The sequence below is a fragment of the Chryseobacterium electrogenes genome, assembly GCF_053553015.1.
On record NZ_JBNPPB010000002.1, the window covers coordinates 1818529 to 1831365 of the forward strand.

Annotated in this window: 15 protein-coding genes; 6 read left to right on the forward strand and 9 right to left on the reverse strand. The window is 33.6% G+C overall.

Annotated elements, in window-relative coordinates; all coding sequences use genetic code 11:
• Positions 1-115 precede the first annotated feature (115 nt).
• The gene (locus tag ACQQ6V_RS08290) at positions 116-883 is read left to right on the forward strand and encodes a hypothetical protein (RefSeq protein WP_448845068.1); all 768 of its coding nucleotides are present in this window, start codon (positions 116-118) and stop codon (positions 881-883) included.
• Positions 880-1362, forward strand: a complete 483-nt coding sequence (locus ACQQ6V_RS08295; RefSeq protein ID WP_448845069.1) for a hypothetical protein — start codon at positions 880-882, stop codon at positions 1360-1362. Before ACQQ6V_RS08290 ends, ACQQ6V_RS08295 begins: the two co-directional genes overlap by 4 nt.
• A gap of 15 nt (positions 1363-1377) precedes the next feature.
• Here ACQQ6V_RS08295 and ACQQ6V_RS08300 read toward each other — a convergent pair whose 3' ends face one another.
• Positions 1378-1926 carry a YqgE/AlgH family protein gene (locus ACQQ6V_RS08300; RefSeq protein ID WP_448845070.1) on the reverse strand — a complete coding sequence of 183 codons (549 nt, stop codon included), beginning with the start codon at positions 1924-1926 and terminating at the stop codon, positions 1378-1380.
• An 86-nt stretch (positions 1927-2012) separates the two neighbouring features.
• Between ACQQ6V_RS08300 and pdxH the strand changes: the two genes are divergently transcribed.
• Positions 2013-2657, forward strand: a complete 645-nt coding sequence (pdxH, locus tag ACQQ6V_RS08305) for a pyridoxamine 5'-phosphate oxidase (RefSeq protein WP_448845071.1) — start codon at positions 2013-2015, stop codon at positions 2655-2657.
• Between the two features lie 128 nt (positions 2658-2785).
• Positions 2786-3364, forward strand: coding sequence for an N-acetylmuramoyl-L-alanine amidase family protein (locus tag ACQQ6V_RS08310; protein ID WP_448845072.1), 579 nt, complete (start codon positions 2786-2788; stop codon positions 3362-3364).
• Positions 3365-3430: 66 nt separating this feature from the next.
• Here ACQQ6V_RS08310 and ACQQ6V_RS08315 read toward each other — a convergent pair whose 3' ends face one another.
• The 7 genes from ACQQ6V_RS08315 to ACQQ6V_RS08345 all read right to left on the reverse strand — a co-directional run bounded on the left by ACQQ6V_RS08315 (position 3431) and on the right by ACQQ6V_RS08345 (position 11127).
• Positions 3431-4249 (reverse strand): aminotransferase class IV, encoded by an 819-nt coding sequence (locus ACQQ6V_RS08315; protein ID WP_448845073.1) that lies wholly within the window; start codon positions 4247-4249, stop codon positions 3431-3433.
• A 51-nt stretch (positions 4250-4300) separates the two neighbouring features.
• Positions 4301-4687: an START-like domain-containing protein gene (locus ACQQ6V_RS08320; RefSeq protein WP_448845074.1), complete on the reverse strand. Its 387-nt coding sequence runs from the start codon at positions 4685-4687 to the stop codon at positions 4301-4303.
• A 160-nt stretch (positions 4688-4847) separates the two neighbouring features.
• Complete coding sequence (locus ACQQ6V_RS08325; RefSeq protein WP_448845075.1) at positions 4848-6032, reverse strand: aspartate aminotransferase family protein; 1185 nt, start codon at positions 6030-6032, stop codon at positions 4848-4850.
• Between the two features lie 192 nt (positions 6033-6224).
• A complete protein-coding gene (locus tag ACQQ6V_RS08330) occupies positions 6225-7955 on the reverse strand; it encodes an OstA-like protein (RefSeq protein WP_448845076.1) in 1731 nt (576 codons plus the stop codon).
• Between the two features lie 3 nt (positions 7956-7958).
• The gene (locus ACQQ6V_RS08335; RefSeq protein ID WP_448845077.1) at positions 7959-8432 is read right to left on the reverse strand and encodes a Fur family transcriptional regulator; all 474 of its coding nucleotides are present in this window, start codon (positions 8430-8432) and stop codon (positions 7959-7961) included.
• A gap of 53 nt (positions 8433-8485) precedes the next feature.
• Positions 8486-10468 carry a KUP/HAK/KT family potassium transporter gene (locus ACQQ6V_RS08340; RefSeq protein ID WP_448845078.1) on the reverse strand — a complete coding sequence of 661 codons (1983 nt, stop codon included), beginning with the start codon at positions 10466-10468 and terminating at the stop codon, positions 8486-8488.
• A gap of 332 nt (positions 10469-10800) precedes the next feature.
• Positions 10801-11127 (reverse strand): hypothetical protein, encoded by a 327-nt coding sequence (locus ACQQ6V_RS08345; RefSeq protein ID WP_448845079.1) that lies wholly within the window; start codon positions 11125-11127, stop codon positions 10801-10803.
• 39 nt (positions 11128-11166) lie between these two features.
• Here ACQQ6V_RS08345 and ACQQ6V_RS08350 point away from each other — a divergent pair, with 39 nt between their 5' ends.
• Complete coding sequence (locus tag ACQQ6V_RS08350) at positions 11167-11355, forward strand: C1orf53 family protein (protein ID WP_448845080.1); 189 nt, start codon at positions 11167-11169, stop codon at positions 11353-11355.
• On the forward strand, positions 11352-11882 hold the full coding sequence (locus tag ACQQ6V_RS08355) for a DUF4136 domain-containing protein (RefSeq protein ID WP_448845081.1): 531 nt from the start codon (positions 11352-11354) through the stop codon (positions 11880-11882). Before ACQQ6V_RS08350 ends, ACQQ6V_RS08355 begins: the two co-directional genes overlap by 4 nt.
• Before the next feature lie 41 nt (positions 11883-11923).
• On the opposite strand, the gene ACQQ6V_RS08360 is transcribed toward ACQQ6V_RS08355, so the two are convergent.
• The gene (locus ACQQ6V_RS08360; protein WP_448845082.1) at positions 11924-12763 is read right to left on the reverse strand and encodes a restriction endonuclease; all 840 of its coding nucleotides are present in this window, start codon (positions 12761-12763) and stop codon (positions 11924-11926) included.
• Positions 12764-12837: the final 74 nt, after the last annotated feature.

Below are 12837 nucleotides of genomic sequence, written 5' to 3' on the forward strand. Positions count from 1 at the left end.
TAAATTTAGTTGGTTATCTGAACAATATTATATAAAGTACAATTTATAATATACTTACACATTTTGTAATATCAATGTTAGTCCTGATATTATTTTTTTTTTTTAAATTTGAAAAGTGGAAGAACAAGGCTACATAGAAATTAGAGTTAATAATTATAATAATACTTTAACTCCGAAAGATGTTGATATTAACGAAATTAAAAACGTTATATCAGACATCGAGAATTTTTTGTATCCAAATCGTGACGATAAAAAATTTCGTCCACAAATTTCTTACGACATTGAATCTGGCTCTGCAAAACATAAATTTTTTCTTCCAATTTCAGCTGTATTATTGTTCAATGGTTTAGTATCAGAGATTAGTAAAAGAAAAAATCTAGATTTTTTAGATTACAAACGGCAAGAGATTATAGATAAATTTCAGAAAAAGGCTTTAAAAGAAGGCTTTATTATTGAATTTAATAGTTCACTTGCAAAAGAATCTTTATTAACAATAGATTCAACTACTAATTTTGATATGATTGCTCCTCAATTTTATGAAAGTGAATTCTATTTATATGGAGAAATATATCAGGAAGGAGGAAAAAACCCTAATATTCATATTAGTACATCAAAATTTGGTAATTTAACTATTTCAGTGACCAGAGAACAAATTCTTGAGGGAGAAAAAAAAACTTATAAGCCTTTTGGAATAAAAGTGAAAGGAAAGAAAAATATGTCTGATGGTAAATTTAGCGATCTAAAATTAGTTGAATTTATTAATTACAAGCCGGTTTTTAATAGAAAATTATTAGATAAAGTTATAGAAAGAGCATCTGATAATTTAAGTAAAATTAAAAATTTAGATTCATGGATTGAATCATTAAAGGTTGATGGAATATGAAAAATATAAAAAGTATTCTTTTAGATAATTCATTTGTTACTCGTCTATTAAAAAAAGACGACGAATTTCATCAAAATGTGGTTGATTATTTTGAATACTTTCTCAATAATAACATTATAATGTATCTTTCTACAATTGTTATTAGCGAATATGCTGTTGCTGATAATCCTGATAATCTATTAGCATTGAATGCATTTCAAATTTTAGAATATGATTATGAAGATGCAAAAATTTCGGGAGATTTTTTTTCTTATTTAAAAAATGATGCTGATTTAAGAAATATTGAAGAAAGGAAAGTAATAATTAACGATATTAAACTATTTGCGCAAGTAAAGAATAGAGAAATTGACGGATTTATTACAAAAGATAGAAAGGCTTTACCAAAAATGATTCAGCCTTTACGTTTAGAAAAAGGTCTTACTTTTGAATTCATTGACTTATCAATTCCACTTAAAGATATATTAGGTACCCTTTTTTAAATCAACCTTAACAAATCAATTAAGAGACACATCTTCTGGCGCATTAGCCCAAAGAAGGAAATCGCCGCCGAGATTTTGCATGATATCTTTCCAAAGATTCTGGTCATTTGGCATCGTATAATCCAGGTTATAGACTTCTACAACCGTCCATAATTTCTGGCGCAACTCAGAGTCCAATTGCATAGGTCCCCAACCAGAATATCCTGAAAAAACTTTGACGTTTTCTAAAGCCAAATTCTTATCAATCATCAATGAGATAACCGTTTCTATATCTTCGGTAAGATAATAATCATCAGAAATTTTGATGTAATCTTGGACTAAAATTTCACCTTTAATAATAAAAAATATTTTGTCATTTTCTACCGGTCCGCCCTCATATACATCCACCTGAAATCCAAAAATCTCTAAGAGACGAGAACTCATCAACTTATGCTTCTTATTGAGAATTAACCCAAAAGCACCTGATTCTTTATGATCAATCATCAACACGACTGATCTGGAAAAAATATCTCCCGAAATATCAGGCGTTGAGATTAATATTTTACCTTTGTAAGAGCTATTCATAACTCAAATCTAACAAAATTTTGAATCTTGGAAAAAGCTTTCACTAAAAATTTCACATTAGAAAACATAATTCATATTTTTCAACTATGGAAAATCTGCACGATAAAAGACATTCCTACGACAAAGCCGAGCTTACGGAAGATACAATCCGCCAAAATCCCATAGAGCAATTCAGAAATTGGTATCTGGATGCAGAAGAAAATCCATTGGTTTCGGAAGCTAATGCCATGGCAATTTCTACGGTAGAAAAAGACGGTTGCCCACGATCAAGAATGGTTCTCCTAAAGGCTTACAACGAAGAAGGTTTCATATTCTACACCAATTACGATAGCCGAAAAGGACTTGCCATAGAGAACAATCACAAAGCTTGCTTGCACTTTTTTTGGCCAAGTCTAGAACGTCAAATTATCATCAAGGCTAATCTGGAAAAAATAGCACCTAACTTGAGCGATGGTTACTTTCATTCCAGACCAAGAGGAAGCCAAATTGGTGCTCTGGTGTCACCACAAAGCCAAGAAATCCCCAATAGAGAATTTCTAGAAAACCGATTATCATCCCTAGAAAAAGAATTGGAAGGGCAGGAAATTCCGCGTCCAGAAAATTGGGGCGGATACATCGCAAAACCTTACGAAATAGAATTTTGGCAAGGCAGACCCAATCGACTTCATGATCGTATTATCTACACTTTAGAGAATAATCTGGATTGGATCATCACAAGATTAGCGCCTTAAGAGTAGTTGGATTCTATGTTTAGAAATAGATAATCATCACAATTTCACATTGTTTAACTTTTTTTATTAACTTTTAACAAGCCGTTTAGAATCTAAATCTTCATATTTGTTAAACAAAAAAATAACTTATGAAATCATTATTGAAATTTACTTTCTTACTGGCTATTCTTCTGAGCTTTTCTTTTAGTAATAATCCCGAAAAAAGAATCATCGTTATAGATGCTGGTCACGGTGGCGAAGACAAAGGCAGTATGAGAAACGGCATCCAAGAAAAAGATATTGTACTGGATATTGCAAAGAAAATTAAAGCGTTGAATAAAGATAAAAATATTGAAATTATCTTAACAAGAGATCAAGATACATATCCTGCACTTGTAGAGCGTTCTAATTTTATCAATAACAAAAAACCGAATATGGTGATCTCGTTACACATGAACAGTATGCAGAATAATACGGAAAGAAAAGGATCAGAAATCTACTACCAAGACAATGACACTTCTAAAAAATTAGCAGAATCTTTGGCTGAGAATTTCAATAATTGCCTTACGAAGCATCTTAATCTTCATATTCTACGACAAAGCACTTCTCCAGCCATTATGTTAGAGCTAGGCTTTATCTCTAATGAGGATGATCGTAATTACTATAATAGTGAAATTGGTAAAACTGAAGCTGCTGAAAAAATATTAAGCTTTATACAGAAAAATTAATTTTCTATTCAATATAAAAAAAGGAGTTTCAATTAAGATGAAACTCCTTTTTATGCTTTAACTTATCTAAACATTTTCTTTGTCAAAAGACTCTCTCCATTGAGAAATCATCTCAGAAAATCTCTCTGTTGTAAAGGTTTTATTTCTGATTTTTGACACTGGATGAATTCCTTTTTCGTCAGAAATTCTGATAATCTCATCAGACTTTTGAGACTCGAAAGCAATAACTTCTGCTTCTTCTATCTCTGCCAATTTATTCTTATGAACAAAGGTGACAAAATTCTCCATTAATGGCGAAATATAAGCACCTTCTGATTGTTTTGGGATTTTGATAACATCTCCTTGTAAGAACAAAAGATTACCAAAAACAGTTCTCGCAATACGTTTATTAGGATTAAGCAAAATAACATCATCCAGATCATTTTCTTTGGCATAGATACCCGCATAGATATTCTCTGCACTATGGACTCTGATATTGCTTAAGAGATTACTATTAACATTAATTTCTTTAATCATATCCATCTCAACATTAGACTGTAGCGCCAATGGATCTTGATGATCTACTTCAAAATAGAAAGAGGTTTTAGTCTTTGTAAGACTTGCTCCATCTTCATTTTGACGGTATACCATAAATTGTATAATCGCCTGATTAACGCCTTGATCTAAAACTTTTTCTTGAAATAAATTCTGAAAAAACTCTAAAGTGTAAGTCAACGGGATGTTTAACCTCATTTTTCTCATGGAAGCCATTAGAAAAAAATAGCTTTCTTCTGCCATGATTAATTGTCCGTTTCTTACAAAAAAAGATACCCAAACTGCATCGCCATAAAGAAATGCACGGTTGACAATTTGTAAATTGTCTTCTGTAAAAATTAACTTTTGCATGATTTTCAACTTCTATAAAAAAATAATGAACGATAAAATCGTTCATTATCATTATGCTGCACCTAATTTTATTTTCAAGTTTTCAACAAGATTTTCCCAATATAGTCGGTTTTCTTCTTCGTCGCCTGGCTCGCAGAAATCTGTGATGTTAAGTGACAAATCATCTGTAATCTCATCGATAATAATGGTCATCTCGAAGAAATATTTTGTCCCCTCATCTTCTTCCCAACGAAAACGCACAAAACTTTCTGGTTTATATCTAATCATTGTGGCTCTTTCTGCAGGGCCGCCTCCCCAGCTAAAAAAGAAGTCATCGCCACGCTCTACAACCTCATCGGCAAACCATTCTGACAGACCTTCTGCACTTGCTAGATACTCGTACAAAATCTCTGATAGACAGTGCATATGATATTCATATTGAACTTTCGTTTTAGCCATATTCCATATATTTTAAGTGTGCGCAATATATAAATTAATTTCTTATTTGCAAATCTTTTACTTGGTCTAAAATAAAAAAAAGTGACAAAAAAAATATGTTTTTTATCACTTTTTCTATAATTTTAATTATTTGTTAATATTAGATAGTATCTATCATTTTTTATTCAATACCATCTAAAACATCAATGATTATTTGACAACCAATTTCTATTTCTTCTTTAGATATCGTTAATGCTGGAGAAATACGAAGGTACTCGTTTCTGTAAAGTTGCCAAAAAACGATCAATCCTTTTTCCATACAAAGCTGTGCTACGCGCAATGTAACCTCTGGCGATCCAAGATTAACTGCTAACATTAATCCTTTACCATTAACGTTTTTAATTTTTGGATGTACTAATAATGATCGGAAAAGCTGTTCTTTTTCGTCAACTTCATCCATCAGTCCACTTTCTAAAACTTCTTTTAAAGTCGCATGAGATGCTGCAGCAATTAATGGATTACCGCCAAAAGTAGTAATATGTCCCAACTTAGGAGAATGAGAAAGACTATCCATAATCTTTGCAGAACTCATAAAAGCTCCTACAGGAACTCCACCGCCCATACCTTTACCCATTACCAAAACATCCGGTACGATACCATAATGCTCAAAAGCAAACAACTTCCCTGTCCTACCAAATCCAGGTTGAATTTCGTCTAAAATTAACAAAGCGCCAACTTCCTCGCATCTATGTTTAAGATTGATAAAATAGTCTGAATTAGGCGTTATAAAGCCTGCTGCACCTTGGATAGTTTCTACAACAACACAAGCTGTTTTTTCTGTAATTTTTAAAAAATCGTCTTCGTTGTTATACTCTATGAAGTTAATCATTGGTAATAACGGACGAAATTCTCTCTTATGATACTCATTACCTGCAAGGCTTAATGCCCCATGTGTATTACCATGGTAAGCGTCTTTAAAAGAAATAATCTCTTCTCTGCCTGTATAACGCTTAGCTAACTTCAATGCACCATCTATAGCTTCTGCACCGCTATTAACCAAATAGGTAACCTCTAAAGGCTCTGGTGTAGCATCTGCTAAAAGCTTACATAATGCTACTGGTTTCTCTTGAGCATATTCACCATAAACCATCACATGGAGATATTGATCTGCCTGCTCCTTGATTGCCGAAACAATCTTGGGATATGAATGTCCTAATGTATTGGCAGAAACACCAGCTACAAAGTCCAGATAGGCTTTTCCGTCTTTTCCGTATATATAATTACCAACTGCTTTTTCTACCTCGAAGCCTGCGGCAAATTGAGTAGTTTTGGCTTGATATTTAAAAAAATCTTTTCTAACGTCCATTGTATATTGCTATAAAATTGAAATTCATTATTGAAATAAAAAAACTTAGATTTCTTCTTTTTGTCTATTATTGACAAGAAACACGATACTGCGCCCCGGCGTAGGTGGAACTCCTTTTTGAGAAGCTGAGCATAGCGAAGGCTTCCCAAAAAGAGTGGGAACCGAAGACGGAAATGGCGCCCAAATAAAAAATTAACGCTTAACCCTAACTGGTGTTTTAGGTTTGTTTTTTTCTTCGAGTTTTAATCGTTCTTCTTCGGCTCTATTATAAAATATGTCGTCGGACTCGTATTTTATGTCTTCATAATTGGGCGAATCTAAAAAGATATCCGTCCATTTCTGAGGTCGATCTTTGGTGTTCCAATTAAAATCTGGGAAAAATCGCTTTTCTCTAGAAATCTTGCTCATGGGATAAATGTCCGACTGAGCACCGATATTATAGGTGATGATTTCTAATTTTTTCTCGATAAATTGAGCTTCTATCTCTCCGCTAACTGCAATGGCGACGCCAATACGCTTGACTTCTTTGGTTTTTTCGTCTGTGTCGTCTGCGTACAAAATAGATTGAGCATTGCCTACAGATTTTGCCAAGTCTATGCTACCTTCTTTTAGATAGACGCCCATCCACTTACCTTTAATCTGGTTGAACTCGTCTTTCATGTTAAGAGAATCTGCCTTGCTGATTGCAAAAGCATTTCCCAAGACTTTTACAGAGTCTAATTTTTCTGTTTTGACATTGGCATAGGCACGGATTTCGTCACCAGAAATTTGCTTGAAGCCAGACCAAGCCATTGCTTTACCTACAAAATGCATCTCACCATCTGTCTCATTAGCAGATAAAGAATCTGCACGTGCCTGTAAATTGGTTTTGAAAATACGCACTTTATGAAAAGCTCTAAAATAACTTTTTTTGATTTTTGTAGAATCAGGCTTTTGATAACTTATAAATTTATCCGCAGCAACGTATAAAGAGTCTTTTGTTAAAATCTTAACTAAATAAGGCTTCTCAGTGACAACGGCAGAATCTTTTTTCTCATACGCCTCTGCATAACCGCCTTTTATGTAACGTTTTTCTCTAGGATCATCAAGCATAACATTTCCTATCGCCTTTCCGAATCCCGTATTGCGATTGTGCTCCATCTTATCACCCGTCAAAATCTTACCGTTATAATGAATCCTAGAGTTTTTGTTAAGGTGAGAAATACCTGTTATATCAGAACTATCGCCTTGCTCTGTGTAGATATAATCGCCATAGTTTTTTTTACTTCTTATTGTTGTTGGCCCAAAAAACTGAGATAATTTAGTGATCTGATTATTTTTAATATTATCACTTATAATTGTATAATCCTTGGTATCTATCGTTGATTTCCCTACAAAATCTATGTCTTTAGAATTAATATAATAGGTAGCAGAATTAGTGTACATCGATGTATCTGCAGTAGTAATAGTCCCACCTGTATTAAAATAAGCCGTATTAGGAACTCTGTCGTAATAAAGAGTTTCTGTCTTTATCGTCTGTTTAGGATCGGTAAGAACTACATTTTTTCTGGCAATACCGCGCTGTGTATTACCATCATACTCCATTTCGCCAGAAGTAATCCTTGTCCCATCCGCATTGGTTAGTACAACATTACCAATGGCTTTTAAGAAGTTTGTTTCTTTAAACCAAACAACCTCATCAGCTGTTAATACAGAACCTTGATGCTCAAATTTTGCATTACCAGAAAATACCATGTTACCATCATATTTATCTGGCTTAACTCCTGCTGTATCAGAATGGACATAACGAACTTTTTGAGACGCTTCTTGTTGTGTAGTCGCGGGATTGCTAAAGAAAGGATCTTTTACAGAAGATGTATTAGGTGATACCTGAGCATTAACCCAAACATTAAAAAAAAAGACGACAAGAAATAAATACCTCATTGACTATGCCTTCTTATGGCCATAAAAATATAAAGAATGTGTATCGATAGATACTCCAAAAGCTTGCTCTATAGATTCTTTAATCCCCTGGATTCTTGGATCACAAAATTCTATAATTTCTGAAATTTCTTTATCCGTTCCTTCCTTGTAGATTACCAAATGGTCATGCTGCTTATCAAAATAAGATTTTTCATAAGATGAAGAACTTAATGTTTTTTCTCCAAATTGGTGTTTTCTTATTAAGCCTGCATCTAAGAAAATCTCTATTGTATTATAAATAGTCGCTTTACTTACATGATATTTTTTTTGCATCATGATCAAATAAAGATCATCAACATTAAAATGATGGTCTAAATTGTATATCTCCTCTAAAATTGTATAACGTTCTGGCGTATTACGAAATCCTTTATCCATAAGATATTGACGTAACACATCTTTGATAGTCGCTATATTAAGCTCTTTTTGTTTTGTATCCATAATCGAAATGATAATACAAAATTACGATATTTTTTTGTATTAAAACTTTTCCTTTATAGTTCCGAAGAATGATTTTTTACGGGTTGTATTTTATCTATTAAATAAGTCTGATCTAATAATGGCGCCGACTCTACAACAACATTATGAGAAGCTACACCATAAGATTTGAAATCATTACTCCCCATTCTTCTCACGAAGTTATAGATATTCATGATGATTTTCTCTTTTATTGTCAATAGATAATCGTTAATATACACGTTATCAATTAATACAAACTTAAGATCTGGCGGGATATTATGTCCTCTAAGTGACGGATGACTACTTCTAGATGGTATTGTCCCTTCCGTCATCATATCTTCTAAGATCTGAGCAAAATAATCGTTAATCCTTCTATCAATTTTGAAACCTAACAGGAAATTAACTTTATATATTGTCCCTGGCAAGACTTCGTCAATATGATATTTAAAAGTATAAGGCTCTTCCTGATTAATAATATTCAAAATAAAATAATGATCTGCTCTCTTCGGCTGAGATCTAATGATGGAATATATAATTTTAGACTCTACTTCATCATCTCTTTTGGCACGGCTGAAAAATGCTAAATTAGTTGCATACTTCGGTATGGTTTCGTCTAGCTTCATATCTTTGATAGTAGATACATACTTCTCTAGCTTCACATATTTTATAAACTTAGTTTTAATCTGACGACCATTAAACCAAGCGTACATACAAGTCCCAATAAAACCAGCTAACACAACAGAAATCCAACCTCCCTCATGCAACTTGATAATGTTAGCGCTAAAGAAACCTCCTTCTATAATTAAATATACGACTGCAAAAAGCCCTATTAATAATTTATTAGTCCTAGTCTTGAAAAACCAAAATACAAGCAATACCGTCGTCATCAACATTGTCACCGTAATGGATAATCCATAAGCAGCCTCCATTTTACCAGATTCTTTAAAAAACATCACTACAATGGCGCATAAAGCTAGAATCCCCCAATTGATTCTCGGGATGTACATCTGACCTTTAACTCCAGAAGGATATTCTATTTCTTGATTAGGCCAAAGGTTAATAGACATTGCTTCAGAAAACATTGTAAATGCTCCCGTAATCACTGACTGGCTCGCAATAATTGCAGCTGCAGCAGCCAAAATTACACCTGGTAAAATCAACCATTCTGGCATAATCCCAAAGAATGGATTTTTACCGTTAAAAACTTCATGATAATTATTAAGCAACCAAGCTCCTTGCCCTAAGTAATTAAGAATCAACATACTTTTCACAAACACCCAGCTAATTCTAATATTAGATCGTCCACAATGTCCTAAGTCAGAATACAAAGCTTCTGCCCCAGTTGTACACAAAAAAACAGCTCCTAAAATAACAATAGCAGACGGCGAATTATATATCAGCTTGATACCATACATTGGATTAAAAGCCTTAAGAACCGTTGGTGCTTCTACCAAATGTATAAGACCCAATACGCCTAATGTCAGAAACCATAATACCATCACTGGCCCGAAAAACTTACCAATAAAAGCTGTACCAAATTGCTGTACAACAAAAATAAGCACCAAAATACCTAACGTAATAGGTACAACTGGCGGTTTATGAATCACTAACTCCAGACCTTCTATAGCAGACATCACGGTTAGCGATGGCGTAATAATACTATCTGCAACCAAAGCCGCAGCACCAATAATCGCAATAAGATATAACCATCCTTTTCGGAAGCGCTTAACTAAAGAATATAATGATAATATCCCGCCTTCGCCTTTGTTATCAGCTCTTAGAGCAATAATTACATATTTTATCGTGGTCTGCAATGTTAACGTCCAGATAATACAAGACAATGCGCCTTCTATATATTCTTCGGAAATAACTCCGCCAGATTTACCTGCACTAATAATAGCTTTCATCACATATAATGGCGAGGTACCAATGTCTCCAAAAACAATTCCTAGGGAAACTATGATTCCTAAAAAGGATAACTTACTGACATCTAAATGACCTTTCTGATCTTGCGACATAATTTTAAATTAAAGTGCAAATTTATATTATTTTAGAAATCGACAATGCTTTTATTTGAAAATTAACACGATTCTAAATAACCAGCACAAAATACTGATTGTCAAAATATTAAAAGCCATAAAACTTAACTAAATTCTAAATAATATACACATTAGCTTAATTATCACTCAAATATTGCGTTAGGGCGAAGGGCATTGTTGGAGCTCGTTATAATCTGTAGCAACGCAAAGATTATGACAGCGACTGCCCGAAGACCGACCCGAGTGAGGATATAGAGCGCGAGCGAAGCGAGCGGCGGAATACCCGAAATGAGGGAAACGCCCAAAGCTTATTAATAATACCTACGAAATGACCATAATTTTCTTTTTTTAAGGTAATCGAAATTATCTTCATTCCCATAAGATTCTCGCTCAAAAGAGATTCTGCGATAAGCTTTATAAGGATGTTTGAGGATGAAATACCAAAACAAAAATTCTCCAACGTATAAAATATAGAAGAAAATAATGAGCAATTCTACCTGCTGCCTGATATGGATTTTCTCATGATTAATCAAGGTTTTATTATCACGATCTTTTGGATTTTGAAGAAGTATAAACGGAAACAGCGTAATCCCCGAAATTTTCATATTTTTGAGCAAAGATTGACAGATGATTATCATCTATCAAAGATAATTTTTTTTTGAAATAACTTTTAACTTATGCCCAAAATCGATATCAAAGAAAACGAAGACTTTTATTATAATGAAGATGGCTATCGCGTTTTTACGGCAAAGTTTCACCTTAAAAGAGGCTATTGTTGCAAGAATGGTTGTAGACATTGCCCTTATGGTTATGATAAAAAAACGGACACATTTATTAAGGATAAAAAAAATCTCGACCAACAATGAAAAAATATGTTTTTCTTTTCGCATTGGCTACCGCAGGACTAATAACATCTTGTAGCCCTTTCCAGGTAAGATCCGATTACTCTGCTACAGCTAACTTTAACGAGTATAAAACTTATCTGTTTCGTACAGATGATTTAAAAATGAATGACCTAGACAAAGATCGTGTACTTAACGAATTGTCTAAGCAGGTGCAAAGCAAAGGATTAACTTCTTCGCAATCACCAGATCTAATTATTAACGTTAAAGCATCTCATAAAAAAATCCAAGATATACAATCTAGCTCTCCTTACGGAATGTACGGTTGGGGCGGACCTTGGGGCTGGGGTTTCGGGATGAATAGAACTTGGACTAACACTTACAACAGCGGAACGATTATTGTCGATATTGTTGATGCTAAAACCAACAAGTTAGTTTGGCAAGGTATAGGAAGTGGCATCTCTGTAGACTCTCCTAAATCTAAACAAAAACAAATCCCAGAAATTGTTGCAGACATAATGGCTAATTATCCTCCTCAAAAAGGGAAATAACGATTATAAAACGAGCTTTCTATAATGAAAGCTCGTTTTTTTTATTCTGAAATTTTGATTTGAAGTAATTCTCTTGCTTCTTGCATTGTTTCTTTTTCTTGGTTAACACTAAGGTTAAGAAGCTGTAGAAATTGAGTATTATCCACCAACTCTTTTACCAAAAGACATTGGTTCTCTAATAACTTTGATTTTTCTTTGTCATCAAGAGTTGTCAGACATGTTATTGGATAGAGAACATTAGCATCTACGAGATTCTTCAAAGCTCTATCTTGAGGATAATCCCATGATAATAATTTGAGGTTATAATAATTGGCAAAGTCAACAGAATCTGATGTAAAATAACTATTAGTCACCAACCAGCCATCTGTAAACCTCGTCTTACCACCGAATAATTGATAATCAATCTCAGAAATATCTCTAATTCTTGACAAGACATACATTGGTGTCGTCACAGATATTTTAGCTTCGGTACTATTCCGGAACTTGCACTCCATCCAATAAGTTTTATCATCTTTTTTGGCGATAACGTCCGCCTCATGTGTAACAGCGTGACCTTTTATATGTTTGCCCGTTTCGGTATCATAACCTAAAGCTTCAAAAACTCTTGCAATCCATTGTTCAAAATAAAATCCCGCAGGCCCCAACTCTAACAATGCTTTTTTCAAACTATATCGAGCGGCAACGGCATTGGGCAACTTTTTAAGTTCATCAAAAGCCATTTTATAAAGATCTCTTGTCCTAATACCTTCATAACATTTGGGCGTGATAATATCCAAAACTTTTTTGACATCGGCAGACCTAGCGCCAGAATTAGACAGTGATGCTTCTAGTTTTTTGACATCAAACTCTACCAAGTCACCATAATTATTTTTAATTTTCATTTATTCAATTTTAAAAAAAATAAGATACAATATTTCAACTTAAGTGAGAACTTGTTGATGATAATTTAAAAAAT

Bases quoted from the DNA above. Each gene is read 5' to 3' on its own strand.
- ACQQ6V_RS08295 (WP_448845069.1), top strand. From the start codon at position 880: ATGAAAAATATAAAAAGTATTCTTTTAGATAATTCATTTGTTACTCGT.
- ACQQ6V_RS08300 (WP_448845070.1), bottom strand. From the start codon at position 1,926: ATGAATAGCTCTTACAAAGGTAAAATATTAATCTCAACGCCTGATATT.
- pdxH (WP_448845071.1), top strand. From the start codon at position 2,013: ATGGAAAATCTGCACGATAAAAGACATTCCTACGACAAAGCCGAGCTT.
- ACQQ6V_RS08310 (WP_448845072.1), top strand. From the start codon at position 2,786: ATGAAATCATTATTGAAATTTACTTTCTTACTGGCTATTCTTCTGAGC.
- ACQQ6V_RS08315 (WP_448845073.1), bottom strand. From the start codon at position 4,249: ATGCAAAAGTTAATTTTTACAGAAGACAATTTACAAATTGTCAACCGT.
- ACQQ6V_RS08320 (WP_448845074.1), bottom strand. From the start codon at position 4,687: ATGGCTAAAACGAAAGTTCAATATGAATATCATATGCACTGTCTATCA.
- ACQQ6V_RS08325 (WP_448845075.1), bottom strand. From the start codon at position 6,032: ATGGACGTTAGAAAAGATTTTTTTAAATATCAAGCCAAAACTACTCAA.
- ACQQ6V_RS08330 (WP_448845076.1), bottom strand. From the start codon at position 7,955: ATGAGGTATTTATTTCTTGTCGTCTTTTTTTTTAATGTTTGGGTTAAT.
- ACQQ6V_RS08335 (WP_448845077.1), bottom strand. From the start codon at position 8,432: ATGGATACAAAACAAAAAGAGCTTAATATAGCGACTATCAAAGATGTG.
- ACQQ6V_RS08340 (WP_448845078.1), bottom strand. From the start codon at position 10,468: ATGTCGCAAGATCAGAAAGGTCATTTAGATGTCAGTAAGTTATCCTTT.
- ACQQ6V_RS08345 (WP_448845079.1), bottom strand. From the start codon at position 11,127: ATGATAATCATCTGTCAATCTTTGCTCAAAAATATGAAAATTTCGGGG.
- ACQQ6V_RS08350 (WP_448845080.1), top strand. From the start codon at position 11,167: ATGCCCAAAATCGATATCAAAGAAAACGAAGACTTTTATTATAATGAA.
- ACQQ6V_RS08355 (WP_448845081.1), top strand. From the start codon at position 11,352: ATGAAAAAATATGTTTTTCTTTTCGCATTGGCTACCGCAGGACTAATA.
- ACQQ6V_RS08360 (WP_448845082.1), bottom strand. From the start codon at position 12,763: ATGAAAATTAAAAATAATTATGGTGACTTGGTAGAGTTTGATGTCAAA.